Annotated in this window: 29 protein-coding genes and 2 tRNA genes; 19 read left to right on the forward strand and 12 right to left on the reverse strand. The window is 74.8% G+C overall.

Annotated features, from left to right (window positions below):
• Positions 1–86: 86 nt before the first annotated feature.
• Complete coding sequence (locus EDD33_RS01845; RefSeq protein WP_148076911.1) at positions 87–1,463, forward strand: MFS transporter; 1,377 nt, start codon at positions 87–89, stop codon at positions 1,461–1,463.
• Positions 1,464–1,501: 38 nt separating this feature from the next.
• Positions 1,502–1,954 carry an acyl-CoA thioesterase gene (locus EDD33_RS01850; protein ID WP_211332379.1) on the forward strand — a complete coding sequence of 151 codons (453 nt, stop codon included), beginning with the start codon at positions 1,502–1,504 and terminating at the stop codon, positions 1,952–1,954.
• Between the two features lie 84 nt (positions 1,955–2,038).
• Here the strand turns inward: EDD33_RS01850 and EDD33_RS01855 are convergent, their stop codons facing one another.
• On the reverse strand, positions 2,039–2,407 hold the full coding sequence (locus EDD33_RS01855) for a hypothetical protein (RefSeq protein WP_123388875.1): 369 nt from the start codon (positions 2,405–2,407) through the stop codon (positions 2,039–2,041).
• 62 nt (positions 2,408–2,469) lie between these two features.
• The gene (locus EDD33_RS01860; protein ID WP_123388876.1) at positions 2,470–2,970 is read right to left on the reverse strand and encodes a DUF4188 domain-containing protein; all 501 of its coding nucleotides are present in this window, start codon (positions 2,968–2,970) and stop codon (positions 2,470–2,472) included.
• 79 nt (positions 2,971–3,049) lie between these two features.
• Between EDD33_RS01860 and EDD33_RS01865 the strand changes: the two genes are divergently transcribed.
• A complete protein-coding gene (locus EDD33_RS01865; RefSeq protein ID WP_123388877.1) occupies positions 3,050–3,658 on the forward strand; it encodes a MerR family transcriptional regulator in 609 nt (202 codons plus the stop codon).
• 12 nt (positions 3,659–3,670) lie between these two features.
• On the opposite strand, the gene EDD33_RS01870 is transcribed toward EDD33_RS01865, so the two are convergent.
• Positions 3,671–4,315, reverse strand: a complete 645-nt coding sequence (locus EDD33_RS01870; protein WP_123392895.1) for a dihydrofolate reductase family protein — start codon at positions 4,313–4,315, stop codon at positions 3,671–3,673.
• A 60-nt stretch (positions 4,316–4,375) separates the two neighbouring features.
• On the opposite strand from EDD33_RS01870, the gene EDD33_RS01875 reads away from it, so the two are divergent.
• Entirely contained in the window at positions 4,376–4,927 is a 552-nt protein-coding gene (locus EDD33_RS01875; RefSeq protein WP_123388878.1) for a dihydrofolate reductase family protein, read from the forward strand.
• A gap of 4 nt (positions 4,928–4,931) precedes the next feature.
• On the opposite strand, the gene EDD33_RS01880 is transcribed toward EDD33_RS01875, so the two are convergent.
• Positions 4,932–5,315 carry a VOC family protein gene (locus tag EDD33_RS01880; RefSeq protein ID WP_123388879.1) on the reverse strand — a complete coding sequence of 128 codons (384 nt, stop codon included), beginning with the start codon at positions 5,313–5,315 and terminating at the stop codon, positions 4,932–4,934.
• A gap of 79 nt (positions 5,316–5,394) precedes the next feature.
• Positions 5,395–6,024 (reverse strand): class I SAM-dependent methyltransferase, encoded by a 630-nt coding sequence (locus EDD33_RS01885; RefSeq protein ID WP_246003315.1) that lies wholly within the window; start codon positions 6,022–6,024, stop codon positions 5,395–5,397.
• A 46-nt stretch (positions 6,025–6,070) separates the two neighbouring features.
• Here EDD33_RS01885 and EDD33_RS01890 point away from each other — a divergent pair, with 46 nt between their 5' ends.
• On the forward strand, positions 6,071–6,433 hold the full coding sequence (locus EDD33_RS01890) for a TfoX/Sxy family protein (protein WP_123388881.1): 363 nt from the start codon (positions 6,071–6,073) through the stop codon (positions 6,431–6,433).
• A gap of 57 nt (positions 6,434–6,490) precedes the next feature.
• Here EDD33_RS01890 and EDD33_RS01895 read toward each other — a convergent pair whose 3' ends face one another.
• Together EDD33_RS01895 and EDD33_RS01900 are read right to left on the reverse strand one after the other, a co-directional pair.
• On the reverse strand, positions 6,491–7,249 hold the full coding sequence (locus tag EDD33_RS01895; RefSeq protein ID WP_123388882.1) for a sulfite exporter TauE/SafE family protein: 759 nt from the start codon (positions 7,247–7,249) through the stop codon (positions 6,491–6,493).
• A complete protein-coding gene (locus EDD33_RS01900; protein WP_123388883.1) occupies positions 7,246–7,959 on the reverse strand; it encodes a FadR/GntR family transcriptional regulator in 714 nt (237 codons plus the stop codon). The genes EDD33_RS01895 and EDD33_RS01900 overlap by 4 nt, the downstream gene beginning before the upstream one ends.
• Before the next feature lie 108 nt (positions 7,960–8,067).
• Here EDD33_RS01900 and EDD33_RS01905 point away from each other — a divergent pair, with 108 nt between their 5' ends.
• The 5 genes from EDD33_RS01905 to EDD33_RS01925 all read left to right on the forward strand — a co-directional run bounded on the left by EDD33_RS01905 (position 8,068) and on the right by EDD33_RS01925 (position 14,331).
• The gene (locus tag EDD33_RS01905) at positions 8,068–9,393 is read left to right on the forward strand and encodes an SLC13 family permease (protein WP_123388884.1); all 1,326 of its coding nucleotides are present in this window, start codon (positions 8,068–8,070) and stop codon (positions 9,391–9,393) included.
• Between the two features lie 5 nt (positions 9,394–9,398).
• On the forward strand, positions 9,399–10,595 hold the full coding sequence (locus tag EDD33_RS01910; protein WP_246003316.1) for a CaiB/BaiF CoA transferase family protein: 1,197 nt from the start codon (positions 9,399–9,401) through the stop codon (positions 10,593–10,595).
• A complete protein-coding gene (locus EDD33_RS01915; RefSeq protein ID WP_123388886.1) occupies positions 10,592–12,007 on the forward strand; it encodes a carboxyl transferase domain-containing protein in 1,416 nt (471 codons plus the stop codon). Before EDD33_RS01910 ends, EDD33_RS01915 begins: the two co-directional genes overlap by 4 nt.
• Before the next feature lie 262 nt (positions 12,008–12,269).
• Positions 12,270–13,757: a DEAD/DEAH box helicase gene (locus tag EDD33_RS01920; RefSeq protein ID WP_123388887.1), complete on the forward strand. Its 1,488-nt coding sequence runs from the start codon at positions 12,270–12,272 to the stop codon at positions 13,755–13,757.
• A gap of 130 nt (positions 13,758–13,887) precedes the next feature.
• Entirely contained in the window at positions 13,888–14,331 is a 444-nt protein-coding gene (locus tag EDD33_RS01925; RefSeq protein WP_123388888.1) for a hypothetical protein, read from the forward strand.
• Here the strand turns inward: EDD33_RS01925 and EDD33_RS01930 are convergent.
• The gene (locus EDD33_RS01930) at positions 14,328–16,361 is read right to left on the reverse strand and encodes a S9 family peptidase (RefSeq protein ID WP_123388889.1); all 2,034 of its coding nucleotides are present in this window, start codon (positions 16,359–16,361) and stop codon (positions 14,328–14,330) included. The genes EDD33_RS01925 and EDD33_RS01930 overlap by 4 nt on opposite strands.
• A gap of 69 nt (positions 16,362–16,430) precedes the next feature.
• On the opposite strand from EDD33_RS01930, the gene EDD33_RS01935 reads away from it, so the two are divergent.
• From EDD33_RS01935 to EDD33_RS01945, 3 genes are read left to right on the forward strand one after another with little or no spacing between them, the layout of a single operon-like run.
• Complete coding sequence (locus EDD33_RS01935) at positions 16,431–17,336, forward strand: pirin family protein (RefSeq protein WP_246003317.1); 906 nt, start codon at positions 16,431–16,433, stop codon at positions 17,334–17,336.
• A gap of 42 nt (positions 17,337–17,378) precedes the next feature.
• Positions 17,379–18,287, forward strand: coding sequence for a homocysteine S-methyltransferase family protein (locus EDD33_RS01940; protein WP_211332380.1), 909 nt, complete (start codon positions 17,379–17,381; stop codon positions 18,285–18,287).
• Positions 18,284–18,868, forward strand: a complete 585-nt coding sequence (locus EDD33_RS01945; RefSeq protein ID WP_123388891.1) for a DNA-3-methyladenine glycosylase I — start codon at positions 18,284–18,286, stop codon at positions 18,866–18,868. The genes EDD33_RS01940 and EDD33_RS01945 overlap by 4 nt, the downstream gene beginning before the upstream one ends.
• 176 nt (positions 18,869–19,044) lie before the next feature.
• Here the strand turns inward: EDD33_RS01945 and EDD33_RS01950 are convergent, their stop codons facing one another.
• Positions 19,045–20,844: an MDR family MFS transporter gene (locus EDD33_RS01950; RefSeq protein WP_123388892.1), complete on the reverse strand. Its 1,800-nt coding sequence runs from the start codon at positions 20,842–20,844 to the stop codon at positions 19,045–19,047.
• A 123-nt stretch (positions 20,845–20,967) separates the two neighbouring features.
• Between EDD33_RS01950 and EDD33_RS01955 the strand changes: the two genes are divergently transcribed.
• Together EDD33_RS01955 and EDD33_RS01960 are read left to right on the forward strand one after the other, a co-directional pair.
• On the forward strand, positions 20,968–21,282 hold the full coding sequence (locus EDD33_RS01955; protein ID WP_123388893.1) for a hypothetical protein: 315 nt from the start codon (positions 20,968–20,970) through the stop codon (positions 21,280–21,282).
• Positions 21,279–22,694 carry an amidase gene (locus EDD33_RS01960; protein ID WP_123388894.1) on the forward strand — a complete coding sequence of 472 codons (1,416 nt, stop codon included), beginning with the start codon at positions 21,279–21,281 and terminating at the stop codon, positions 22,692–22,694. Before EDD33_RS01955 ends, EDD33_RS01960 begins: the two co-directional genes overlap by 4 nt.
• A 49-nt stretch (positions 22,695–22,743) precedes the next feature.
• On the opposite strand, the gene EDD33_RS01965 is transcribed toward EDD33_RS01960, so the two are convergent.
• A complete protein-coding gene (locus tag EDD33_RS01965) occupies positions 22,744–23,469 on the reverse strand; it encodes a 2-phosphosulfolactate phosphatase (protein WP_123388895.1) in 726 nt (241 codons plus the stop codon).
• A gap of 112 nt (positions 23,470–23,581) precedes the next feature.
• On the opposite strand from EDD33_RS01965, the gene EDD33_RS01970 reads away from it, so the two are divergent.
• From EDD33_RS01970 to EDD33_RS01985, 4 genes are all read left to right on the forward strand, one after another.
• Positions 23,582–23,654: transfer RNA gene (locus tag EDD33_RS01970), tRNA-Thr, on the forward strand.
• Positions 23,655–23,689: 35 nt separating this feature from the next.
• A tRNA-Met gene (locus tag EDD33_RS01975) sits at positions 23,690–23,763 on the forward strand.
• Between the two features lie 45 nt (positions 23,764–23,808).
• On the forward strand, positions 23,809–23,979 hold the full coding sequence (gene rpmG, locus EDD33_RS01980; protein ID WP_056536155.1) for a 50S ribosomal protein L33: 171 nt from the start codon (positions 23,809–23,811) through the stop codon (positions 23,977–23,979).
• 106 nt (positions 23,980–24,085) lie between these two features.
• Positions 24,086–25,132: a UDP-N-acetylmuramate dehydrogenase gene (locus EDD33_RS01985; protein ID WP_123388896.1), complete on the forward strand. Its 1,047-nt coding sequence runs from the start codon at positions 24,086–24,088 to the stop codon at positions 25,130–25,132.
• A 27-nt stretch (positions 25,133–25,159) separates the two neighbouring features.
• Here the strand turns inward: EDD33_RS01985 and EDD33_RS20235 are convergent, their stop codons facing one another.
• Entirely contained in the window at positions 25,160–25,792 is a 633-nt protein-coding gene (locus EDD33_RS20235; protein WP_211332381.1) for a DUF4190 domain-containing protein, read from the reverse strand.
• Between the two features lie 4 nt (positions 25,793–25,796).
• The gene (locus EDD33_RS01995) at positions 25,797–26,855 is read right to left on the reverse strand and encodes an adenosine deaminase (RefSeq protein ID WP_425463829.1); all 1,059 of its coding nucleotides are present in this window, start codon (positions 26,853–26,855) and stop codon (positions 25,797–25,799) included.
• Between the last annotated feature and the right edge of the window lie 4 nt (positions 26,856–26,859).

Below are 26,859 nucleotides of genomic sequence, written 5' to 3' on the forward strand. Positions count from 1 at the left end.
AGGGCCCGCTGCACACGTGGGCCCCGGTGAATCCGTCGTCGGGCGCCGGCGTGCAGGGCTACCGCCCGGGGCCGTAGCGTCTGGTGGTGACCAGCACGACCTCCAGCGGCTCTCCCACCGGACGCCGGGACGGCATCCTCTCCCCGACCTACCTCGCGATGACCGTGGGCATGTTCGGACTGATCGCGTTCGCGGCCTTCGAGGCGATGGCCGTGACGACGGTGATGCCGAGCGTCGCACGCGACCTCGACGGCTTCGACCTCTACGCGCTGTCCTTCGCCGCACCCCTGGCGAGCGGGGTCGTCGGGATGGTCGGGGCCGGCACGTGGAGCGACCGCGTGGGTCCGCGGGGGCCGCTGCTGTTCGCGATGGCGCTCTTCTCGCTCGGGCTGCTGGTCTGCGGCACCGCACCGACCATGGAGGTGCTGATCGCAGGCCGCGTCGTCCAGGGGCTGGGCGGCGGCGCCCTCGTCGTCGGGGTGTACGTCGTCGTCGGCCTGGTCTACCCGAGCGTGCTGCAGCCCGCGATCTTCGCCTCGTTCGCAGCCGCCTGGGTCCTGCCCTCCCTCTTCGGGCCCGGGCTCGCGGCCCTGGTGGCAGGCGCCGTCGGCTGGCGCTGGGTCTTCACCGGCACCATCGGCATGGTGCTCCTGGCGCTCGTGCTCATCGCGCCGACGCTGCGCCGCCTGGTGGCGCACCCCGAGGGGACCGCCACGTCGGCGTCCCGCCTGGGCTGGGCCTGCGTCGCGGCGGTCGCGGTGCTCGCCCTCGAGCTGCTGGGCTCCGCCGGCGCTCTGGCCAGGGTCGGTGCGCTCGGCGCGCTCCTGGTGGTGCTCGTCGCCCTGGCCCGGCTGCTCCCCGTCGGCACGCTGACCGGCAGGCGCGGGCTGCCGGCCGTCGTGGCGACGCGGGGGCTGCTCGCCGCCTCGTTCTTCAGCGCGGAGGCCTACCTCGTCTACGTCCTGCAGGACCGCTGGAGCCTCTCGGTCGGTCAGGCCGGCGTCGCGCTGACGATCGTCGGGGTGGTGTGGGCCGTCGCCAGCCAGGGGCAGTCACGGCTGGGGGACCGCATCACCCACGAGCGGGCGATGCGGTGGGGCGCCGCCGTGGTGCTGGTCGGCCTCCTCGCACTGGTCGTCACCGTGGCCCTGCGGGCCGGTGGGAGCGACCTGCCGGCCGTGCTGCCGATCGCGGCGTACGTCCTCGCGGGCGCAGGGATGGGCTTCGCCTACCCCCGCACCTCGGTCGCGATGCTGGCCGAGTCCACCGACCGCGACCGCGGGCTGAACACCTCGGCGCTCTCGGTCGCCGACTCGCTGGGCGCCGCGCTTGCCCTGTCGGTGAGTGGGGTGGCCTTCGCTGCGGCCCAGAGCGGTGGCCGCGACCCGTTCGTCGTGGTCTACGCCCTGGCCGGGGTCATCGGCGTGCTGGGTGCCTCCGCTGCCGTCAGGACCCGCTCCTGACGCTCGGCGGGACGTCCGGGGACGGATAGCCTGAGCCGGTGACGGACACGGATCGGATCGCCGGACTGCTCGTCGACTTCCCCGTGAGGGTGGAGATCCCCGTCGCGTGGGGCGACATGGACGCCTTGGGCCACGTCAACAACACCGTCTACTTCCGCTACTTCGAGACCGCGCGGCTCGCCTGCTTCGGCGAGCTCGGGCTGGGGCAGGTCGGGCAGTCCGACGGCGTCGGCCCGATCCTGCACTCGGCGAGCTGCCGGTTCCGGATCCCGCTGACCTACCCCGACACCGTCACCGTCGGGGCCCGGGTCGGCGACGTCGGCGAGGACCGGTTCGCGGTGCTCTACCGGGCGGTGAGTCACCGCCACGACGCGGTCGCAGCAGACGGTGAGTCGCTCGTCGTCACCTTCGACTACCAGACCGGCACCAAGGCGCGGGTCTCGGACGAGCTCCGCGTCCGTCTTCGCGCGCTGCGGGGCGACGCCGAATAGCGGCCGACCGGCCCGGCGGCACCCACGGGCGGCGGTGCAGCGGAGACAGGCGTGCCGCGGAGCCCGCCCCCGGATGGGGAGGTCTCACCCCGCCGGCGCGGGTCGTACGACGAACCGCACCTCGTCCGGCTCCTCGGCACCGTCGGTCAGCACCTGCACCTCGACCAGCCCCGGCTCGACCCCCATCGCGTCGTGCTCGCGGTGGAAGACGTCGCGCACCGAGGCCAGTCCCTCGGACTCGATCGTGAACGTGCCCAGCGCGACCAGCGGCCGGTCCCCGGCGGTCGGTGCGACCGAGACGACCGTCGGGCCGTCGACCGGGCTGAGGGTGGCCACGGCGACGCAGTCCGCGGTGGCGACGCACGGGGCGCCGCCGAAGGACGTGGGGGCGGTGTAGTCCTCACGCCCCACGAGCAGCACGATCGAGTGCGGCGGTCGGATCGAGGGGCTCACGGGGCAAGCGTGCCGCACCACCCCGACGTCCTCCCCGCGGCCCGCGACCGGGGATCGTGGGGTCAGCCGGCGAGACGCTCGCGGGCGCGCTCCCCGCGTCGGGCGACCCGCACGGTGCCGTCGAGCGAGGCGAGCCCGAAGTCGGCCGCCCCGGCGTAGATCGACTCGAGCCCGCCGGCGGGGACCGCATAGGTCTCGTGCCAGATGGTGACCGCCCGCGGCGCCGACGCGGCGTACCCGTAGAAGGCCTTCCAGGCCGGCCGGTGCTCGAGCCCGGGGGCAGCGGCGTAGCGGTAGAGCTGCTCGGTGCTGCGCCAGTACTGCAGGACCGTGGGGTGGCCGCCGTCGAGCAGGTAGCGGGCCCCGAGGAAGCCGAGGTCCTCGGCCTCGCCGCGCTCGGCCTGCTGCCGGTTGCGCTCGAGCTCGGCGATCATCCGGGGCATCGCGGCCAGGACCCGACCGACGACGCCGAGCCGCCACGGCTGGTGGAGGCGGACACCGATCAGGAAGAGGACGAGGTCGCCGTCGTAGGCGTGGGTGACGCGAGGTGCGGGTGCGGGCATCGCGGGCTCCGATTGGATAGTGTCGCTATCTGCGACACCCACGATGGGTAGCCGCACTATCCGATGTCAAGGGGGACGCGTGCGGATCTCCGAGCTGGCCGAGGCCTCGGGCGTCAGCCTGCCGACGCTGAAGTACTACCTGCGCGAGGGCCTGCTCATGCCCGGGGTGGCCACGGCCCGCACCCGGGCGGAGTACGACGAGGCCCACCTGGAGCGGCTGCGGCTGGTCCGCGCGCTCGTCGAGTCGGGCGGTCTCGGGATCGCCGCCGTGCGAGCCGTGATCGCGGCGCTCGACGATCCGCCGGCCTCCCCGCACGAGCTCCTGGGCGTCGCCCACCACGCGCTGCCCCCGCCGGTGGAGCCCGTCGCTCCCAGCGCGGAGGTGGTCGGCTGGATGCGCGAGCTCGGCTGGGAGTCGTGCCTGCACAGCCCGCTGCTCGGGGCCCTGACCCGCGCCGTCGCCGACGTCCGGGCGGCCGGCGTGCCGCTGCCCGACACCGCGGTCCGGGCGTACGCCGACGCGGCGCTCCGGCTCGCGGCGGTCGACGTCGCCATCGCGGCCCGGGCCCCGTCGCCCGCGGCGGCGCTGCACACGGTCGTGGTGGGCACGGTGATGATCGACCCGCTGGTCGCGATCCTGCGACGGCTCGCCCAGGAGGTCGAGAGCAGCCGCGTGCTGGGGGCCTGACGCGGACCCGGCTCAGTCGCGCCAGAACAGGTGGTGCACGACGCCGCCGCTGCCGGGCACGACGTCGCGGTGGTAGCGGTCGAGCAGGTCGTCGGGGGAGCTCCACCACCGCGAGCCGGCGCCCAGCTCGACCGGCGCGACCGCGACGTGGAGGGTGTCGACGAGTCCGGCGTCGAGGAACTGCCGGATGCTCTCGGCGCCCCCGCCCAGGCGTACGTCGCGCCCCCCGGCCGCCTCGAGCGCGCGCTCGAGCACCTCCGCCGGCTCGCCGCCGACGAAGTGGAAGGTCGTGTCGCCCAGCGTGAAGGAGGGCCGCGGGTGGTGGGTCATCACCAGCACCGGGGTGTGGAACGGCGGCTCGTCGCCCCACCAGCCCTGCCAGTCGTGGTCGGTCCAGGGGCCGCGCTGGGGGCCGAACTTGTTGCGGCCCATGACCTCGGCGCCGACGTTGCGGTGGAAGTCGCGCACGAGGTAGTCCTCGAGGCCGCGGCTGCCGCCCGGGTCGGTCCGGTTGGGCCAGCTCGCGGTCGCCCCCGCCCAGGACATCAGCGCCATCGGGTCCGCGTGGCCGAAGGGTCGTTCCAGGCTCTGGCCATCCCCGGCGGCGTACCCGTCGCTCGACACGCCGAAGTTGTGGACCCGCACCAGCTGCGTCATCCGAGCACCGTAGTCCTCACGGGGGTTCCCGACCCGGTTCGCGCGGGCCATGCTGGGCCGGTGCGCCCGCTCCGCTACTCGATCAACGTCTCCCTCGACGGCTGCGTCGACCACGCGGCCTTCGGTGGCACGGAGGCGGTCCAGGCCGTGCTGCACCGGCACGCGACCGACAACCTGGCACGGTCCGACGGGCTGCTCCTCGGCCGGGTGACCTACGAGCTGATGGAGGCCGGCTTCCGGGCCGACGCCGAGTCAGGGACCTCGACGGACCCCTTCGTGGCGGGCCTCCACGCGGCGCGCAAGCACGTCGTCTCGCGCACCCTGCAGCACGTCGACTGGAACGCCGAGCTGGTGCGCCCAGACCTCGCCGAGGGCGTCGCCCGGCTCAAGGAGCAGCCGGGCCGTGGCCTGCTCGTGGGTGGGGTCGAGGTGCCGCTCGTGCTGGCCCGCGCAGGCCTGGTCGACGAGTACGAGCTGGTGGTCCACCCGGTCGTGGTGGGCCACGGGCCCACCCTGCTCGCCGGCCTGCCCGCGGCGCTCGACCTGCGGCGGGTGAGCAGCGAGGACCTCGGCGAGGGCGTCGTCGCGCACCGCTACGAGCCCCGGCGCTGAGGGCTCAGTCGAGGCAGAGCTCGTTGCCCTCGACGTCCTGCATCACCAGGCACGACTCGTCCTCCTCGTCGGCGAGCATCAGCCGCACCTGCGTCGCCCCCAGCGCCTCGAGCCGGGCGGCCTCGGCGCGGAGTGCGGCCAGCCGCTCGTCGCCGACCAGGCCGGGGCCGACGCGCACGTCGAGGTGCAGCCGGTTCTTGACCGTCTTGCCCTCGGGCACCCGCTGGAAGTAGAGCCGTGGACCGACGCCGCCGGGGTCGGAGCAGGCGGCCCAGTGCGGCTCGGCGTCCGGCGCCTCGTCGTACCCGAGGACCTGCGCCCAGAAGTGGGCCACCCGTCTCGGCTCCCTGCAGTCGAAGGTGACCTGGACCTGGCGAACCGTCGTCATCGGGCCACCCTAGGAACTCAGGTGCCCGACCGCCACGGGGTCCCGGTCAGGGCCCGGTCACGGCTTGGTCAGGGCGCGGTCAGGGCGCGGTCGCGGTGCCCAGGTAGCCGAAGGTCCAGGGAGTCCGCGGCCCCGGGAGGTACGCCGCCCGCACCGGACCGGGCTGCAGGCCGGACGCCGCGACCAGGGCCGGCACGTCACGGCTGAGGTGGCAGCCGCCGGCCACGCGGCGCTGCAGCGGGTCGAGCCGACGCTGCCACCGGGCGACCACCGCCGTGGGGGCGAGACCGTGCTCGAGGAACGCCAGCGTGCCGCCGGGCCGCAGCACGCGGCGTACCTCCCGCAGCGCGAGCGACGGGTCCGGGATCGTGCAGAGCGTGAACGTGCACAGCACGTGGTCGTAGGACGCGTCGGCGGCGTCGAGCCGCTGCCCGTCGAGGCCGACCCGCTGCACCGGCAGGTCGTGCCGGGCCCGCCGACGCTCCGAGAGCGCCCAGCCCCGGTCGGCCGGCTCGACCGCGTCGACCCGGGTGACCGCAGCGGGCAGGTGACGCAGGTTGAGCCCACCGCCGAACCCGAGCTCCAGCACGGTCCCGTCCAGCCCGGCGCACGCCTCGGCCCGCAGCTCGCCGATGTCGCGGCCCTTCAGCGCCCGGTCCACCAGGCCCGGCACGACACGGTCCTCCCACCAGCCCATGCGGTCAATCATGCGCCGTGCCCTTCCGCGGCGCACGCGGCTGGGAGACCCTGGCGCCATGGCGTACGACGTGGAGCTGGCCGACCGCATCCGGGACGTGCTCGAGACGACCGACGACCTCGACGTGCCGAGCGAGGTGGTCGAGAAGCAGATGTTCGGGGGGCTGGGGTTCCTGGTCGGTGGCCACATGGCGGTGGCGGCGGGTTCCCGCGGCGACCTGATGATGCGCGTCGACCCCGACCGGGCGGGTGCGCTGCTCGCCGAGCGGCACGTGGAGCCGATGGTGATGGGCGGTCGGCCGGCAGAGGGCTGGCTCCGCGTCGCGGCCGAGGGCTGCCTCGAGGTCGACGACCTGCGGCGCTGGGTCGACGTCGGGCTGGAGCGGGTCCGGCAGCTGCCGCCCAAGCCCGGGAAGGGCTAGCCGCACGCACCGCCCGTGTCCTGCGTCCACGGCCCCGATCTACACGGCGGCCCCCCGCTACAGCAGCGCGACGAACGCCCCCAGCCCGGCGGTCACGACGAGGGTGCGGAGCACCCGGTCGGGGAGGCGGCGGCCGACGAAGGAGCCGGCGTACCCGCCCACGACCGACCCGACCGCCAGGAGCGCGATCACGCGCCAGTCCAGCGGGGCGAGGACGAGGAAGACCAGGGTGGCGACCAGGTTGCCGGCCATCACGGCGAGGGTCTTGAGGGCGTTGACGACCCGCAGCTCGATGTCGAGGCCGAAGCCGAGGACGGCCATCATCATCACGCCCGAACCGGCGCCGAAGTAGCCGCCGTAGACGCCCGTCAGCGTCGCGAACGCCGTCGTCGCCGGCGACATCGTGAGGCGGTCGGCGGCTCCTTCTCCGCGGCGGGCGCGGACCCGGGCGGAGACCCACGGCTGCACCCCGACGAGCACGGCGGTCATCAGCACCAGCCACGGGACGACCGCCTCGAAGACGCCCGGTGGCAGGGCGAGCAGCAGCAGCGCCCCCGCGACCGCGCCGACGGCGCACGTGGCCAGGACGGCGACCGCGACGCGGGGGTGGACCCGCAGCTCGCGGCGGTAGCCGAAGGACCCGCTCAGCGCCCCGGGCAGCAGCCCGACCGTGTTGGAGGCGTTGGCGGTGACGGGTGGGACGCCCAGCGCGACCAGGACGGGAAAGCTCGCGAGCGAGGCGACGCCGACGGTCGAGGTGAGCACGCCCGCCGCGAGCCCGGCGCCGAGGACGGCGAGGACCTCGAGCGGGCTCACCCGGTCGCGGGTCCGCGCAGCAGCGCGACGTCGCTGACCATCGCCACGTGGTCGTGCATCGCGGCCGCGGCGGCGGCGGGGTCGCCGGCGCGGATCGCCTCGGCGACGGCCCGGTGCCCGGCGAGGGAAGCGCGCGGCCGGTCGGGCTGCGAGAGCGACTCCAGCCGGGTCTCGCGGATCAGCTCGGAGATCTCCTCCATCAGCCGGGCCAGCAGCAGCGAGTGGGCGGCCGCCGTCACGGCGCCGTGGAACTGCTCGTCGCCGGCGACGCCGCGGCCTCCGGCCTCGACGTCGGCGGCCATGCCGGCCAGGGCGGCGTCGATGCGTGCGAGGTCCTCGTCGGTGCGTCGCTGCGCCGCGAGCGCCGCGAGCTTCGTCTCCAGGGCGTCGCGGGTGTCGATGATCTCGGGCAGCCGGTCGGCGTGGGCGCGGATCGCCTCGACGATGCGCGCCGCCCCGGCCCGGGTCACGACCGTCCCGTCGCCGTGCCGCACCGCGACCACGCCGATCACCTCGAGCGCGACCAGGGCCTGGCTCAGCGTCGCCCGGCTGACTCCCAGCCGGGTGGCGAGCTCGCGCTCCGGGGGGATCCGGTCGCCGGCCCGCAGCCCGTTCTCGGCGATCCACGCCGTGATCTGCTCGGCCACCTGCTCGTAGAGGCGGCTGCGGTTCAACCGGCCGGGAAACGCAGCGGGGGAGCGCTCGGTCATGACGGGAGTCTATTGACAACTGGACTGTTGGGCTATTGGCTAGGCCACTGATCCAGTACGTGACCCCGCTCACAGGGGCACGACGGCACAAGCAAAGGTGGTCGGTCGATGGGACCGGAATGGGTGGCGATCCTCGCCCTGGTAGCACTGTTCGTGATCGGCACGCTGCTGCCGATCAACATGGGGGCCCTGGCGTACGTCGCGGCCTGGCTGGTCGGCATGTACGCCCTCGACCTCGACGAGAAGACGATCCTCGGCGGCGTCAGCGGTGACCTGATCCTGACGCTGATCGGCGTGACGTACCTCTTCGCGATCGCGAGGAACAACGGCACCGTCGACCTGATCGTGCGCAGCGCGGTCCGGGCGGTCGGTGGGCGCGTCGCGCTGATCCCGTGGGTGATGTTCTTCGTGACCGCGCTGCTCACCGCCATCGGCGCGGCCAGCCCGGCCGCCTGCGCGATCATCGGACCGATCGCGCTCGGCTTCGCCGGCCGCTACAGGATCAGCCCGCTGATGATGGGCATGATGGTCGTCCACGGCGCGCAGGCCGGTGGCTTCTCGCCGATCAGCATCTACGGCACCATCACCAACTCGGTGATGGAGGGTGCCGGTCTCCCCTCGAGCGAGATCGCGGTGTTCCTGGCCAGCCTGGTCGTCAACTTCATCCTCGCGCTCGGGCTCTTCGTCGCCCTCGGAGGCCGCTCGCTGATGAGCCAGCGGCTCGACCCCGCGGACCCCGACACGCTGTCGGACGACCTGCACCGCGGTGGGGCGGCCATCCCGCAGCGCGGCTACGGCACCTCGACGGCGACCGGCACGAAGACCGCCAACCCCGGCGTGCGCCACGACCAGGTGCTCACCCTCGTCGCCTTCGTCGCGGTCGCCGTCATCGCGCTCGCCTTCGACAAGAACATCGGCTTCGTGGCCATCACGGCGGCGGTCCTGCTCAACATGCTCAGCCCCCAGCAGCACAAGGACGCCGTGAAGCAGATCGCCTGGCCCACCGTCCTGCTGGTGGCCGGCGTCAGCACCTACGCCACGGTGCTCACCACCGCCGAGGCACCGGAGTTCGTCGGGACCTGGGCCGCCGGCCTGGGCGCGGTCGCCATCGGTGCGCTGATCCTCTGCTACGTCGGCGGCGTGGTCTCGGCCTTCGCCAGCTCGACGGCGCTGCTGCCGGTGATCATCCCGATCGCGGTGCCGCTGATCGCGGACGGCGGCATCAACGCGGCCCTGTTCGTCGCGGCGTTGGCGGTGTCGTCCACCATCGTGGACGTGAGCCCCTTCTCGACCAACGGTGCGCTGATGCTGGCCAATCGGCCGGACACCGTCGAGGAGCCGGTCTACTACAAGCAGATCCTGACCTACGGCGTGCTCGTCACCCTGGTCGGACCCCTCCTCGTGTGGGCGGCACTCGTGCTGCCGGGATGGTGAACCCCGTGACCGACCCCTCCGCAGACCCCGCCGTCGGGCCCCTCTCCGACGTCCTCGTCGTCGACCTGTCCCGTGCCCTGGCCGGCCCGCAGGCCTCGATGATGCTGGGCGACCTCGGCGCCCGTGTGATCAAGGTCGAGGCGCCGGGCCACGGCGACGACACCCGCGGCTGGGGGCCGCCCTTCGTGGGCCCCGAGGACGACCGGCAGTCGACGTACTTCCTCTCGGCCAACCGCAACAAGGAGTCGATCACCCTCGACCTCAAGGCCGAGGCCGACCGTGAGGTGCTGCTGCAGCTGGTGGACCGCGCCGACGTGCTGGTGGAGAACTTCCGCACCGGCGTGCTCGACCGGCTCGGGCTGGGCTTCGAGCTGCTCCAGCAGCGCAACCCGCGCCTGGTGGTGCTCTCGGTGACCGGGTTCGGCCACGACGGCCCCGAGGGCGGCCGCGCCGGCTACGACCAGATCGCGCAGGGCGAGGCCGGGCTGATGTCCTTCACCGGCTCCGGGCCCGACGACCCGCAGCGCGTGGGCGTCCCGATCTCCGACCTGCTGGCCGGCATGTACGGCGCGTACGGCGTCCTCGCCGCGCTCCACGAGCGGGACCGCACCGGCGTCGGCACGGTGGTGCGGACCTCGCTGCTCGCTGCCACCGTCGGGGTGCACGCCTTCCAGGGCACCCGCTGGACCGTGGCCGGCGAGGTCGGCCGCGCGCAGGGCAACCACCACCCCTCGATCACGCCGTACGGGCTGTTCCACTGCCGCGACGGCGCGGTGCAGATCTCGGTCGGCAGCGAGGGGCTGTGGAAGCGGTTCTGCGCCGGCTTCGACGTCGACCCCGCCACCCCCGGCCTGGCCAGCAACCCCGAGCGGGTCGCGGCCAAGGACCGCGTGGTCGCGCTGGTCGAGGAGGTCTTCGCCGACTGGGACGCCGAGCCGCTGCTCGCCCGACTGGCCGAGATCGGCGTGCCCGCCGGCAAGGTGCGCACCGTGGACGAGGTCTACGCCTGGGACCAGACGCTCAGCCAGGGCCTGCTGGTCGACGTCGAGCACGCGGTGCTCGGCCGGGTCCAGCTGCCCGGACCGCCGCTGCGGTTCTTCGCCGGCGACGGCACCGAGGTCACCCGCACGCAGCACCAGGCCCCGCCCACGCTCGACGAGCACGGTGCCTCGGTCCGGCGGTGGCTGGAGGAGGACGCGTGACCAAGCGCTGGGGGGTGCGCGACCTGGTCGCGCTGGTGCTGGACCCCGACTCCTTCGAGTGCTGGGACGAGCCGGTCGACATCTCGGGCCACCCCGAGGCCTACCGCGCCGAGCTCGAGGCGGCCGCCGAGAAGGCGGGCACCGACGAGTCGGTGGTCACCGGACGCGGCCTGGTCCGCGGTCGGCCCGTCGCGGTCGTGGTCAACGAGTTCCGCTTCCTCGGTGGCTCGATCGGCCTGGCCGCGGCGCGGCGGATCGTGGCCGCCGTGCGCCGCGCCACCGCCGAGGGCCTCCCGCTGCTGGCCACCACCGCCTCGGGCGGCACGCGGATGCAGGAGGGCACGCCCGCCTTCTGGCAGATGGCCGAGATCTCCCGTGCCGTGATGGCCCACCGGGCCGCCGGCCTGCCCTACCTCGTCCACCTGCGCCACCCCACCACCGGCGGCGTCTTCGCGTCCTGGGGCTCGCTCGGCCACGTCACCGTCGCCGAGCCCGGCGCGCTGGTCGGGTTCCTCGGGCCCAAGGTCTACGAGGCGCTCAACGGCAGCTCCTTCCCCGACGGGGTGCAGCGCGCGGAGAACCTCGCCGCCCACGGCGTCATCGACGCGGTGGTCGCGACGTCAGCCCTGCCCGAGCTGGTCGACCGCACCCTTGCGGTGCTCGTCGACCCGCCGGTCGCCCCGGCCCTGGAGCCGCGCCGCGACGTCGCCGACCCCGTCGGGGTGTGGGACTCGGTGCTGCTCACGCGGTCCGACGAGCGGCTCGGCGTACGCGAGCTGACGAGGTACGCCGCCACCGACACCCTCGCGCTCGGAGGCACCCAGATGGGCGAGCGCGACGCCTCGGTGATCGTGGCGCTGACCCGGCTCGACGGGCAGCCGTGCGTGCTCGTCGGGCAGGACCGGCTGCGCCAGACCGCCACCACGCCGCTCGGCCCCGCTGCGCTGCGCGAGGCCCGCCGCGGGATGGCGCTGGCCGAGGAGCTGCGGCTGCCGCTCGTCACCGTCGTCGACACCCCCGGCGCCGAGCTGTCGCAGGCCGCCGAGGAGGGCGCCGTCGCCGGTGAGATCGCCCGCTGCATCGCCACCCTCACGACGTTGACCGTCCCGACCGTCTCGGTCGTCCTCGGCCAGGGCTGCGGCGGTGGCGCGCTCGCGCTGCTGCCGGCCCGCACCGTGGTGGCGACCAGCAACGCCTGGCTCTCCCCGCTGCCGCCCGAGGGCGCCAGCGTGATCCGCCACGGCGACGTCGACCACGCACCGGAGATGGCGGCGGCCCAGGGCGTGGACGCCGCCTCGCTGCTCGCCGCCGGCATCGTGCACCACGTGGTGCCCGAGCGCCCCGAGGACGGCCACGAGTCGCTGGCGAGGGCGGTCGTGGCGGTCGTCTCGCACGCCCTCGCCGACGCCTGAGCCCGCGGAGCGTCCTACGGGGTGGTCGTCACCGAAGCCACGCCGTATGACGTACGGCGCACGCGCTCGATGCGGGCGATCCGGACAGGTTGCCCTAGGCTGGTCCCACTAGGACCGTCCACCCGCTTCGGTCCTGACGCGTGTCGCAGCCTGACTCCCGCTCCTCGGAGCGCACGGGCTCCACGCCGACCGTTGCCCCGGACCGCCCAGGTCCCAGCGGCTTGTTGCGGGGACCACCACCTCTTCTGAGAGCGATATCCCTTTGTCTTCCTTCCCAGGCCTCGGCCTGCCCACGACCCTGTCCGACGAGCTCGCGCGCCAGGGCATCACCGACCCCACCCCGATCCAGGCGGCCACGCTGCCCGACTCCCTCAAGGGACGCGACGTCCTCGGCCGCGGCCGCACCGGCTCGGGCAAGACCCTGGCCTTCCTGCTGCCGATGGTGACCCGCCTCGCGGCGTCCGGTCGGCGTCGTACGGCGCGCAAGCCCCGCGCCCTGATCCTCGCCCCGACCCGCGAGCTGGTCTCGCAGATCGACGAGGCGCTGGCGCCGCTGGCCGCGCTCCACGGCCTCACCACCCGCACCGTCTTCGGCGGCGTGGGCCAGAACCCCCAGGTCCGCGCCCTGCGCGACGGCGTCGACGTCCTCATCGCCTGCCCCGGCCGGCTCGAGGACCTCATCCAGCAGGGCTTCGCCGACCTCTCGCAGGTCGAGATCACGATCCTCGACGAGGCCGACCACATGGCCGACCTCGGCTTCCTGCCCGCCGTGCGCCGCCTCCTCGAGGCCACGCCCCGCGGCGGACAGCGGATGCTCTTCTCCGCCACGCTCGACAACGCCGTCGGCGTGCTGGTCAAGCGCTTCCTCGTCGACCCGGCCGTGCACGAGGCCGACTCGGCGCAGTCGCCGGTGTCCCAGATGGACCACCACGTGCTGCACCTGCCGCGCGAGCAGCGGGTCCCGGTGCTGGTCGACCTGACCTCGGCGCCCGGCCGCACCGTGGTCTTCACCCGGACCAAGCACGGCGCCAAGGCGCTGGCCCGGCAGCTGAACTCCCGCGGCGTGCCCACGGTCGAGCTGCACGGCAACCTCGCCCAGAACGCCCGCACCCGCAACATGGAGGCGTTCCACTCCGGTCGCGCCACCACCCTGGTCGCCACCGACATCGCCGCCCGCGGCATCCACGTCGACGACGTCACCCTCGTGGTCCACGCCGACCCGCCGGCCGAGCACAAGGCCTACCTGCACCGCTCGGGCCGCACCGCCCGCGCCGGTGCCGCCGGGACCGTCGTCACCCTGATGACCGACCAGCAGGTGCGCGACGTCCGCGACCTCACCCGCGCGGCCGGCATCAAGCCCACCGTCACCAAGATCCCCGGCCCGGCGCACGCGCTGCTGCGCGACCTCGCCCCCGGCGAGCGCACCCTGGTCGAGGGCGGCCTCGTCGACGAGCGCCCGCAGGTCCGCCAGGGCTCCGGCCAGGGCGCCGGCCAGGGCGGCTCGCGCCCGCAGGGCGCCGGCGGCGGACGCCGTCGTCGCAGCGGCGGTCGCTCCGGCGGCCCCGGCGGCTCCGGCGGACAGGGCGGCCAGGGCGCCGCGACGAGCGGTTCCCGTCGCTCCGGAGGCGGCCAGGGTGCTCCCGCAGGCACGCGTTCCGGTGGGGGCGGCCGCGGCCGTCGCGCCGGTGCCCCCGCGGCGTCCGGCGGCTCGCACAGCGCCGCCGACTTCAGCCGTGGCCGCGCCCGCTGACGCACCACCGCACCTGCTCCACCCGACAGCCCCGGCCCCTCGGCCGGGGCTGTCGTGCGTCGGTGCTGGAATAGCCCGGTGCCGCGGCAGGTTGCCGCGGGCACCCCATCACCGGCTCCCCGGAGGACCCATGAACCTGCGCAACCTGCCCACCCGTCTCGCCGTCGGCGCGTTCGTGCTCCACTCCGGCATCGAGAAGTGGAGCGGCGACGAGGGCACCGCCCAGGCGCTGCACGGCATGGCGTCGGGCACCTACCCGGTGCTCAAGGACCTCAAGCCGACCACGTTCCTCTCGGCGCTGTCCGCCGGGGAGATGGCCGTGGGGGCCGCGCTCCTCGCGCCCGTCGTGTCGCCGACCGTCGCCGGTGCGGCGCTGACCGGGTTCTCCGGCGGCCTGATGGGCCTCTACTGGAACACCCCCGGCCTGCGGAAGCCCGGCACCCCGTGGCCGACCCAGGACGGTCTCGGCGTCAGCAAGGACGTCTGGATGCTCGGCATCGGCGTCGGCCTGCTGCTCGACGGCCTGACCCGCGGCGCCAAGAAGTCGGCCACGAAGGTCCTGCCCAGCAGCTAGTCCCGGTCGGGCTGCGGCAGGTTCTCGATCTCGAGGACCGGCAGCTCCTCGGCGGGCTCGTAGCCCCACAGCTGCGCCAGGAACGACAGCTCGAGCTCCGCGGCCCGGACGATCGCGTCCGGGTTGCGGAAGCCGTGTCCCTCGCCCGCGAACTCCACGAGGGCGACCGGCAGGTGCTTCTCGCGCAGACCCCGCGCCATCGCCCGGGCCTGCGACGGCGGCACGACCTTGTCCTCGAGGCCCTGCAGGAGCAGCAGCGGCGCGTCGATCCCGTCGACGTGGTGCAGCGGCGAGCGCTCCTCGTACGTCGCCCGCGCGGCCGGCCACGGCCCGATCAGGCCGTCGAGGTAGCGCGACTCGAACTTGTGCGTCTCCTGCGCCAGCAGCGAGGGGTCGGAGACGCCGAACAGGCTGACCCCGGCGGAGAAGGCGTCGTGGAAGGCGAGCGCGGCCAGCACGACGTACCCGCCCGCGGAGCCGCCCCGCACCCCGAGCCGCCGCCCGTCGACGACCCCGGTGTCGGCGAGGTGACGGGCACCCGCGACGACGTCCTCGACGTCCGCGACGCCCCACTGCCCGCGCAGCCGCTCGCGGTAGGCGCGGCCGTAGCCGGTCGAGCCGGCGTAGTCGACGTCGAGCACCGCGATGCCCCGGCTGGTGAAGAAGGTGTACGCCGCCCGCGGCACCGTCGTGGTGGCCGAGGTCGGGCCGCCGTGCGCGACGACCACCAGCGGCGGCAGCTCGTCCTCGGGGCCCCGGACGTCGGGGTGGGTCGGTCGGTGCAGGAAGCCGTGGGCCACGTCCCCGCCCGAGCCCGTCCAGCTGATCGCCTCGGCGCGGGCGAGGTACGCCGCGTCGGGCACCGTGCCGCGCACGGCCACCACCTCCAGGGAGGCGGCGTCTCCGTCGACGGCGACGGTGACCGCCGCCCAGCCCACGTCGGGAAGGCCGGCGTCGACGACGAGGCCACCGGCGTGGGTGGCCAGGCCGGACGCCGAGACCAGGGGCAGGTCGAGGTCGACCGGCACCGGGTCCGTGGCGCTCGGGTCGACCACGCTCAGCCGCGCCGTCCCGTCGACGTGGCGCACGCCGACCAGCCGGCCGTCGGGCAGCAGCGCGAGGGTGCGCGTCCGCAGCATCCACGCGGGGAGCCCCCACTCGGTGCCGGTGGGCGCGAGCGGCTGCGCGTCCCCGCCCGGGTCGGTGACGTCGACGAGGTGCGGCACCGCGAAGCCCTCGGACTCGGTGAGGAAGGCGAGCCGGTCGTCGTCGACCCAGACCGGCTCGACCGCGGTGCCGTCCTCGCCGCCCGCGACCAGGCGCGCCAGTCCGGGCGCCCCGGCGCCGTCGAGCTCGGCGACCAGCACGGACGCGGCGTCCCAGGGCATCGCGGGGTGCGACCACTGCACCCATGCCAGCCGCCGGCCGTCGGGGGAGAGGACCGGGTCGGAGACGAAGTCGGGCCGGGCCGGGTCGCCCGCGTCGTCGGCGTCCGGACGCGGCAGCGACCGGCGACGGCCGGCCACGACGACGTCGCCGAACCCGGGCTCGCCCTCGGGCTCCAGCGGCAGCCGCACCAGCTCGTTGAGCGGCTCGGCGTCGCGGTCGCGGTGGTCCTCTCGGACCACGAGCACGATCCCGCGGTCGAGGTCGACCAGCGGCGCGCCCCAGCGCACGGCCGCCCCGGTGGTCTCGCCGCTCAGGGGGCGGGGGGTGCCGTCGAGGCGCCACAGCCGCTGCGTGGTGAAGTCGACGGCGACCACGACGCCGCGCGCGACGGCGTACGCCCCGCCGCCGTACTCGTGGACGCGCGAGCGCACCGACATCCAGTCCGGCGAGACCTCGCCGACGGTCCCGGCGGCGTCGCGGCGGTGGAGCACCACGCGCGAGCCGCCGTCGGTGGTGGTGGCCAACCAGTAGACGTCGTCGCCGTCGGCGCGGGGCTCCGCCGCCACGCCGCCCCCCGCGACCAGGTCGCGGGCCGAGACGGGGGAGGGCCAGGAGCCGTGGGGGAGCACGTCGGTCGTCATCCCCCCATGGTGCTCGCGCGTCGTCACGGGGGCGGGCGCGGGGGTGGACGCGGGTGGCAGGCTGGGGCCATGGAGGTCCTGACGCCCCGTGACGTGCCGCTGGGCGGGCTGCGGGCGATGACGGTGCGTCGTACGCTGCCGCAGCGGCAGCGCAGCCTCATCGGCGCCTGGTGCTTCGTCGACCACTATGGCCCCGACGCCGTCGACGACTCGGGCGGCATGGTCGTGCCGCCACACCCGCACACCGGGCTGCAGACCGTGAGCTGGCTGTTCACCGGCGAGATCGAGCACCGCGACTCCGCGGGCCACCACGCGACCGTGCGTCCCGACGAGGTCAACCTGATGACCGCCGGGCGGGGCATCAGCCACAGCGAGTACTCCACCCCGGGCACCACCACCCTGCACGGCGCCCAGCTGTGGCTGGCGCTGCCCGACGGCCGCCGCGAGACCGACCCGGCCTTCGAGCACCACGCGCCCGAGCCGGTGACCGGTGACGGCTGGGAGGCGCGGGTCTTCCTGGGCTCCCTGCTGGGCTCCACCTCGCCCGTGCGGACGCACACGCCGCTGCTGGGCGCCGAGCTGCTGCTGGCCGCCGGTGCGTCGCTCGAGGTCGCCGTCGACCCGGCGTACGAGCTGGGGGTGCTGGTGGACACCGGCGCGGTGCGCGTCGGCGGGAAGCCGTTGGGCAAGGACGAGCTGGGCTACGTCGCCCCGGGCTCCGACACCCTCGCGCTGACCGCGGAGGTGCCCACCCGGCTGCTGCTCCTGGGCGGTGAGCCGTTCGGCGAGAAGATCGTGATGTGGTGGAACTTCATCGGTCGCGACCACGACGAGGTGGTCGCCCACCGCGACGCGTGGGAGGCCCGGCTGGACGCCGGCGACACCTCGCGCTTCGAGCTGCCGGCCGACGACCCGATGGAGCCGCTGCACGCCCCGCCGCTGCCCGGCGTACGCCTCCGGACGCGCGGGCCCTGACGCCCCTCGCCGTGCGCCCGCCCGCGACCTAGGCTCAGGCAGGTGACCACTGCCGCGACCCCGTCCCCGTCCCCGTCCCGCTCGCTGTCCGACCTCGTCGCCGACGGCGTCGTGCTGGTCGACGGGGGGATGGGCACGCTGCTCCAGGACATGGGGCTCGACGACGGCGGCTCGGGCGAGCTGTGGAACCTCGACCGCCCGGACGCCGTCCGCGACGCCCACCGGGCCTACGCCGAGGCCGGCGCCCGCGTGCTCACCACCAACACCTTCGGCGGCACCCGCCCGCGCCTGGAGATGCACGGCCTGGCCGACCGCGTCCACGAGGTCAACGAGGCCGGCGCCCGGCTGGCCCGCAAGGAGGCCGACCGCGTCGGCGCCCTGGTGGCCGGTGACCTCGGCCCCACCGGCGAGCTGATGGCGCCGCTGGGCACGCTTGAGCCCGCCGACGTCCAGGAGCTCTTCGCCGCCCAGCTGCGCGGTCTCGTGGCCGGCGGCATCGACCTGGTGCTCATCGAGACGATGAGCGACGCGGCCGAGGCCGAGGCCGCACTCGCCGCGGCCCGCGAGGTGGCCCCCGAGCTGCCGGTGGTCGTCACGTTCAGCTTCGACACCAACCTGCACACGATGATGGGCCTCGACCCCGCGGAGGCCGTGCGCCGCCTGGCCGCCGCCGGTGCGGACGCCGTGGGCGCCAACTGCGGCCGCGGCCCTGAGGAGATGACCAGGATCGCCGCCGCGATGGTCGCGGCCCGTCCCGACGGGCTGCTGCTGATCGCGCAGTCCAACGCCGGGCTGCCCCAGGTCGTCGGCGACCACTTCGAGTACGACGCCACCCCCGCCGACATGGCCGCCCACGCGGTCGCGCTGCGCGACGCCGGCATCGACATGGTCGGCGCCTGCTGCGGCTCCACCCCGGCGCACCTGGCCGCGATGTCCGACGCCCTGCGGTGACCGACGGCACCGACCTGGGGGAGGACGGCGTACGCCGCTGCCCGTGGGCCGGCACGCCCGGCACGATGCGCGACTACCACGACACCGAGTGGGGGCTGCCGGTCACCGACGAGCGCGGCCTGTTCGAGCGGCTCTCGCTCGAGGCCTTCCAGGCGGGGCTCTCGTGGCGCACCATCCTGGACAAGCGCGAGCGGTTCCGCGAGGTCTTCCACGGCTTCGACCCCGACGCGGTCGCCGCCATGGGCCCCGACGACGTCGAGCGCCTGCTCACCGACACCGGCATCGTGCGCAACCGCGCCAAGGTCGAGGCCACGCTGCACAACGCCCGCGCCACGGTCGCGCTGCGCGACGACGACGGCCTGGTGGCGCTGGTCGCCGGCTTCGCCCCGGTGTCCGACCCCGAGCCCCGCGTCCCGGCCGAGGTGCCGACGACCTCGCCGGAGTCGGCCGCGCTGTCCGAGGAGCTGCGCCGCCGCGGCTTCGGCTTCGTCGGCCCCACCACCATGCACGCCCTGATGGAGGCCACCGGCCTCGTCGACACCCACCTCCTCGGCTGCCACCGGCGGGGCTGCGCCCGCTGAGCGCGGGCGGGGGTGCGGGGCGCATGTAACGCGGGGTTATTGCATGTGAACGACCCCTGTGAGGGGTGTACGGCCGCGGTAACACCGCGTTACATGCGGCTCGGGCCGGCGGCCGGATCGGGCCCGGCTCGGCCGGCGGCCGGCGGCCGCCGACCGCGCGGAGGGAGCCTCCCGCCCTACTCCGCCACGTGTCGCCCACGAGCGACGGGAGGAGCGCCGCCGTCGAGGTCGGCCTCGGCCCGGTGAGCACCGGGTGTCGCGACGGCCGGCGCGGCGGCCTGGCCCTCCGCCCGGGCGGCGGCGCTGGCCGAGGTGCTGCGCAGCTCGACGGCGGGCAGCAGGTTGAGGATCAGGAAGGCCAGCAGCATCACGACGCCGCCGCCGAGCAGGACGAGGCTCATCGAGTCGGCGAACCCGACCTGGAAGGGGTGGGCGACCAGGTCGCTCATCCGGCTGATCACCGAGGAGTCGTCCTGCACCGAGGACAGCACCCCGCCCCCGCCGCCCTGGAGCGCGGTCAGCACCTGCTCGTCGACGGCGTTCTGCGGGATCGTGCCGTCGGCGGCCGCACGCTGCAGCTCGGGCCCGGCCGAGGTCAGGGCGGTGCGGATGTTGTCACCGAGCGTGCTGAACAGCAGCGAGAGGAAGATCGCGACGCCGAGCGTGCCGCCGAGCTGGCGGAAAAAGGTGGCCGAGCTGGTGGCGACGCCGATCTCGCGCGGCGGCACGGCGTTCTGGACGATGATCGTCAGCGGCTGCATGCACTGGCCCAGACCCAGGCCGAGGAACACCATCCCGCCCATCACCCACAGCAGGTTGGTGTCGGCGCCGACGAACGACAGCGCGACCATCGACAGCCCGGCCATGCCGGAGCCGATGATCGGGAAGATCCGGATGCTGCCGGTGCGCGAGGTGATCTGTCCGGTCACGATGCCGGCGCTCATCATGCCCAGCACCATCGGCAGCATCATCAGGCCGGCCTTGGTGGGGGAGGCGCCGTGGACGATCTGCATGTACTGCGGCAGCACCGTGATCGCCCCGAACATCGCCGCGCCCACGATGACGCTCGCGCCGATCACGACGGCGGCGGCACGGAGCTTGAAGATCCGCAGCGGGATCAGGGCGTCGTCGCCCATCCGCCGCTCGGCCAGCACGAAGGCCGCGACGCCCGCCGCACCGATGACGTACGCCGCCAGCGAGCGCCCGGAGCCCCAGCCCCACTCGCGGCCCTGCTCGGCCACCGTGAGCAGCGGCACCAGCGCGACGACGAGCGAGGTGGCGCCCATCCAGTCGATGCGGGCCTCGCGCCGCACGTGGTGCAGGTGCAGGTTGCGGGTGACGACGAACAGCGCCGCGATGCCGATCGGCACGTTGATCAGGAACACCCAGCGCCAGCCGGTCACGCCGAGGATCGAGTCCTGACCGGCGAACAGTCCGCCGGCCACCGGGCCGAGCACGCTGGAGGTGGCGAAGACGGCCATGAAGTAGCCGGTATACTTCGCCCGCTCCCGGGGGCTGACGATGTCGCCGATGATCGCGAGCACGAGCGTGAACAGGCCGCCGGCGCCCAGGCCCTGCACGGCGCGCAGCGCGGCGAGGTTCCACATCGAGGTCGCGAACGAGCACGCCGCCGAGCCGATGATGAACACCGTGATCGCGAACAGGAACAGCTTCTTGCGGCCGTAGAGGTCGCCGAGCTTGCCGTAGATCGGCGTCGTGATCGTCGAGGTGATCAGGTACGCCGTGGTGACCCACGCCTGCGCGGACAGCCCCTGGAGGTCGTCGGCGATGGTCCGGATCGAGGTGCTGACGATCGACTGGTCGAGCGCGGCCAGGAACATCCCGAGCAGCAGCCCCGACAGGATGGTGAGGATCTGGGCGTGCGTGTAGTCGCCCTGCTCCTCACCGGGGGGCGCGGCGGCACCGGCGGCGCCGGCCGGTGCGGGGCCGGTCGCGCGGGACGAGGTGGCGGTCACGAGGCACGCTCCTGCGAGGTGGAGGGGAGGACGGTCGCGACCGCGTGGATCCACGGCCCCGACCAGGCTAGTTGCGCGCGGCAAGGACCGGGACCGGACCCGCGGAACCCCTAGGCTGCGGGGATGGCCCCGACGCCCGCGAGCGCGACCCACGAAGCCGTCCTCGACGTCCACGACCGACCGGGCTGGAGGCGGGCCGCCGACGTCGTCGGGGTGCTGGTCGGCTCGGCGCTGGGGGACTCCGCGGGGCTCGGCGGCGACGTCGTGGTGCGCAGCCGCGCCGACGGGTCGGTGCTCTGGCGCACCGACGTCGGGCCGGGCGAGGAGGCCGCGTCGATGCTGGGCCGGATCCGCGAGGACCTCGACCGGATGAGCGTCGAGGAGTTCCTCGAGACCCGGGGCGGCGCGGCCACCGACGACGGCGTCGACCCCGCATGAGCGGCACGCCCGAGCGGGTCCACGCCTTCGGCGACGACGCGCTCGGCGACCACGACGCCGTCGGCCTGGTCGAGGAGCTGCGGGCCGGACGCGTCTCGCGCGGCGAGCTGGTGGCCGCGGCCGTGGAGCGGACCCGGCGCCTGGACCCCGTGGTCGGCGGTCTCGCCGCCGAGCGGTTCGACGTGGCGGCGCAGGAGTCGCACAAGCCCCACGCGGGCTACTTCGCGGGCGTCCCGTCGTTCGTCAAGGACAACAGCGACGTGCTCGGCCTGCCGACCCAGCACGGCACCCGGGCCTTCGAGGCGGTGCCCGCGGTCGCCGACGGCGACGTGGCCCGGGTCTTCGGGCTGCTGGGACTGACCGTGCTGGGCAAGACCCGGCTCTCGGAGTACGGCCTGTCCGCCAGTGCCGAGCCCGTCGGCGAGCCGCCGGTGCGGACCCCCTGGCACACCGCGCACACCGCGGGCGCCTCCTCGTCGGGGTCGGCCGCGTTCGTGGCCGGCGGCGCGGTGCCGCTGGCCCACGCCAACGACGGCGGCGGCTCGATCCGGATCCCCGCGGCCGTCAACGGCCTGGTCGGGCTCAAGCCGACCCGCGGCCGGGTGCCCTCGGACCGGATGAACCGCGAGATGCCGGTCAAGATCGTGGCCGACGGCGTCGTCAGCCGCAGCGTCCGCGACACCGCGGCCTTCCTGCGCGAGGCCGAGCGGGCCTACCACGACCCCGGCCTGCCGCCGGTCGGCGACGTGACCCGGCCGGGCCGCAAGCGGCTCCGCGTCGCGCTGGTCACCCAGACCCTGACCGGCGCCCCGGTGGCGCCCGAGGTGGTCGCGGCCACCGAGGACGCCGGCCGGCTGCTGGAGTCGCTGGGCCACCACGTCGAGCCGGCCTCGCTGCCGGCCCCGGCCTCGCTCGCGGAGGACTTCCTCGACTACTGGGCCTTCCTGGCGATGGCGATCAGCGCGGGCGGGCGGCGCACCTGGGGCCGCGGCTACGACCGCTCCCGCAACGACGCCCTCACCCGGGGCCTCGCCGCCCGCGGCCGGTCACGGCTGTGGCGGGTGCCGCAGGCGATCGTGCGGCTGCAGCGCTCGCACCGCCACACCGCGCGCCTGTACGCCGACCACGACGTGCTGCTCTGCCCGACCGTGGCCGGCCCCACCCCCGAGATCGGCTGGCTCAGCCCCGCGCAGCCCTACGAGACGGTGATCGAGCGTCTCCTGGACTGGGTCGCGTTCACCCCGGTGCAGAACGTCACCGGCGACCCCGCGGTCTCGCTCCCGCTCGCGACCTCGGCCGCCGGGCTGCCGCTCGGGGTGCAGCTCTCGGCCGCCCGCGGCCGCGACCGCCGGCTGCTCGAGGTGGCCTACGAGGTCGAGGCCGCGCGCCCCTTCGCCCGCATCCAGGACTGAGCCCCAGGACCGAGCCCCAGGGCCGAGCCCCAGGACTGACCAGGGCGCCTCAGGGCGCCGCGAAGACCCCGTCGTCGAGCACGGGCACCCGGGGCGAGGCGTCGAGCTCCAGGGCGACCTCGACGTCGGCGGCGAAGCCCGTCCCGGACAGCTCGACGCCGCTCGGGCAGGCGCGCACCCGGTCGCCCAGGTCGCTCCTCGCCTCGTCGTACGCCGCCACGGCCGCGCGTGCGTCCGCGTCCAGCACCGCGCCGGCGTCCGCGGCGGCCGCGAGCACCGCGCCGGCCCCCAGCAGGTCCTCCAGCGCCGGGCGCAGGCCGCCGTCGGTCCACCGCTCGCCCGCGGCGACGACCACGCCGGGCACGTCGGCGGCGGCCAGCCAGCGCCCGGCGGCCGTCGCGTTGCGCAGGCAGCCGACCGCGACCTCGACCTCCTCCTCGTCGAGGGCGGCGCAGATCGTGGAGCCGTTGGGGGAGGGCAGCACCAGCCGGTGCAGGCCGCTGGCGAGCCGCAGGCTCACCGGGGACAGGCTGACCTCGCCCGGGCCCGCCTGGTGGCGGCCGCGCGCCAGCGTCGCACCGTGGCTCAGGGCGTGTGCCGCGGCCGAGGACGTCCACGCGTGGGGGAGCACCTCCACGCCGAGGTCGGCCGCGACGGTGACGGTCGTGCTGAAGCTCAGCACGTCGACGACCACCGCGGTCCCGACGCCGGCGGCGGCCGCGTGCTCGGCCCCGCCCACGCCCCAGACCAGCGTCGTCAGGTGCGTCGCGGCCACGTCCCCATCCCCCCTCGGTGCCGTCCCGACCGGGCCTCCCGGGGCCCGGTGCGGCCCGATTTCATCTATCGCCTCGGGCCTGTGTATTCTGCTCGTCGGCCCGAGAGGTCGTGCCCCTTTAGCTCAGTCGGCAGAGCGTCTCCATGGTAAGGAGAAGGTCTACGGTTCGATTCCGTAAAGGGGCTCTGGGAATGACCGCGGGGACGCGGTGGTTGCCCGGGGCGGGGTAGCTCAGCTGGTTAGAGCGCACGACTCATAATCGTGAGGTCGCGGGATCGAGTCCCGCCCCCGCTACTCACTCGTCATTCGAAGCAACAACGCAGGGAAGAAGGCACGCGCGTGGCCAGCAAGAGCTCCGACGTCCGCCCCAAGATCACCTTGGCGTGCGTGGACTGCAAGGAACGCAACTACATCACCAAGAAGAACCGCCGCAACGACCCCGATCGCATGGAGCTGAAGAAGTTCTGCCCCCGTTGCCGCACCCACACCGCTCACCGCGAGACCCGCTGAGCCCCAGGCTCCGCGGGCCCTCCGAGCCCATCGCCGCAAGCGGCCCCGGCCTCGCCGGGGCCGCTTGTCGCGTTCCTGGCCTCCCACCGCACTAGCCTTGCGAGCGATGACCGTGACCGATCCCACCAGCGCCCCCGCGGCGCCCCGGCTGGCCGACCTGACCACCGTGCGCCTCGGCGGCCCGGCGGCCGACCTGGTCGTGGCCACGACCGAGGCCGAGCTCGTCGACGCGGTCCGTGACGCCGACGCCGCCGGCACGCCGGTGCTGGTCGTGGGCGGCGGCAGCAACCTGGTCGTGGCCGACGAGGGGTACGCCGGTCGCGTGGTCCTCGTCCGGACCCGCGGCGTCGACGCCGAGGCCGACCTGTGCGGTGGCGCCTTCGTCGAGGTGGCCGCAGGCGAGCCCTGGGACGACCTGGTCGCGACCTCGGTCGAGCGCCGCTGGATCGGCCTGGAGGCGCTCTCCGGCATCCCTGGCACCACCGGGGCCACCCCGATCCAGAACGTCGGCGCCTACGGCCAGGAGGTCAGCCAGACCGTCGCGCGGGTCCGCACCTGGGACCGGCAGCGCGGCGCGGTGCGCACCTTCGCGGCCGCCGACTGCGGCTTCGGCTACCGGTCCTCGCGGTTCAAGGCCGAGCCCGGCCGCTTCGTGGTGCTGGCGGTGACCTTCCAGCTCGGCCTGGGCGACCACGGCTCCCCGGTGCAGTACGCCGAGCTGGCCCGCGCCCTCGACGTCGAGACCGGCCGCCGCGCCCCCTCCGCGCAGGTCCGCGAGGCCGTCCTGGCGCTGCGGCGCGGCAAGGCGATGGTCCTCGACGCCGCCGACCACGACACCTGGAGCACCGGCTCGTTCTTCACCAACCCGATGGTCGACCCGTCGCTGCTGCCCGAGGGTGCCCCCTCGTGGCCCGCCGACGGCTCGCGGGTCAAGACCAGCGCCGCCTGGCTGATCGAGCACGCCGGGTTCCACAAGGGCCACGGCAACGACCTGGCCCGGCTCTCCAGCCGGCACACGCTGGCGCTGACCAACCGGGGCGGCGCCACCACGGCCGACCTGCTGGCGCTGGCGCGCGAGGTGCGCGACGGCGTGCGGGAGCGGTTCGGGATCGAGCTGGTCAACGAGCCCGTGCTGGTCGGCTGCGAGCTCTAGCCCGCAGCGTCCGTCGGGCCCGCCGGGTCAGACGTCGCCGTACTCGTAGGTCGAGCTCGAGTCGCCCGCGTTGATCGCCAGCACGATGAAGGCCACCAGGGCTGCGATGCCGAGCACCAGCAGCACGGTGCCGATCACGCCCATGATGTAGCCGGACTTGGCCTGGCCCTCGCCGCCGAGGCGACCGCCCGAGGCCCGGATGGTGCGCAGGCTGCTGCGGCCCAGGAACCACGCGACGGGGGAGACGACCAGCCCGAGGCCGCACAGCAGCGGGATGCTCGCGAGGCCGACGATGCCGAGCACCATCGCGGTGGTGCCCTGGCCGTGGTTGGGGGCGGTGGTGCCGTACGGCGACCCGGGGCCGTAGCTGCCGTAGCCCGGCGCGGGGGTGCCGTAGGGCTGGCCGTACCCGGCGCCCTGCTGCTGCCCGTACTGCTGGCCGTACGACTGACCCTGCTGGCCGTACTGCTGCCCGTACTGCTGGCCGTAGGGCTGCTGGTCGTAGGACTGCTGCGGCGCCGCCCCCCACTGGTCGACCGGCCGCTGGTCGGGCTCCTCGGCCGGCCGGTAGCCGTAGGGCTGGGTGTGCTCGACGTCCTGGGCCGCGTCGTCGGACTGCTCGTCGCGACGCGGCTCCTCCCCGGGATAGCTGCTGCTCATGGCCTCATCCTCCCAGCCAGGCGTCGATCTCGCCCAACCAACCCGACTTCTCCGACTCCGGCGCGGCGCTGGCGCGGACCGAGCCGCGGGCGAGCTCGGCGAGCTGGGCGTCGTCGAGCTCGTGGGCGGCGCGCATGGTGGCGTACTGGCCGGCGAGCCGCGATCCGAACAGCAGCGGGTCGTCGGCGCCCAGCGCGACGGTGGCGCCGGCGGCCAGCAGCTCGGGCAGCGGCACCGACGTGGGGTCGCTGTAGACGCCGAGGGCGACGTTGGAGACCGGGCACACCTCCAGGGCCACGCCCTGTTCCACGATCCGCTCCAGCAGCCGCGGGTCCTCGACCGAGCGGATGCCGTGGCCGAGCCGGTCGGCGTGCAGGTCCTCCACGCAGGTCCGTGCCGACGGGGCGCCCAGCAGCTCGCCGCCGTGGGGGACCAGCAGCAGGCCGGCGCGCTCGGCGATGGCGAAGGCCGGCGCGAAGTCCTGGGTGCGACCGCGGCGCTCGTCGTTGGACAGGCCGAAGCCGACGACCCCGCGACCGGCGTACTGCGCGGCCAGGCGGGCCAGGGTGCGGGCGTCGAGCGGGTGCCGGGTGCGGTTGGCCGCGATCACCACCGCCATCCCGATGCCGACCTCGCGCGAGGCGGTGGCCACGGCGTCGAGGACGAGGTCGGTGAAGGGGGTGATCCCGCCGAAGCGGGCGGCGTACCCGCTGGGGTCGACCTGGATCTCCAGCCACACCCCGCCGTCGCGGGCGTCGTCCTCGGCGGCCTCGCGCACCAGGCGGCGCACGTCGTCCTCGGTGCGCAGCACCGACCGCGCCACGTCGTAGAGCCGCTGGAAGCGGAACCAGCCCTTCTCGTCGGCCGCGGAGAGCTGCGGCGGCCAGTCCTCGACCAGCGCGTCGGGCAGGTGCAGCCCGTCGCGCTCGGCCAGCTCCAGGAGCGTCGCGTGCCGCATCGACCCGGTGAAGTGGAGGTGGAGATGGGCCTTCGGGAGCTGCTCCAGCTTCCTCGGGGCGGGCTCTCGGGCTCCGCCCTCGTCATCGTCACCGCGGTGCGCCACCCGA

It is taken from the genome of Nocardioides aurantiacus, from assembly GCF_003752505.1.
GTDB classification, from domain to species: domain Bacteria; phylum Actinomycetota; class Actinomycetes; order Propionibacteriales; family Nocardioidaceae; genus Marmoricola; species Marmoricola aurantiacus.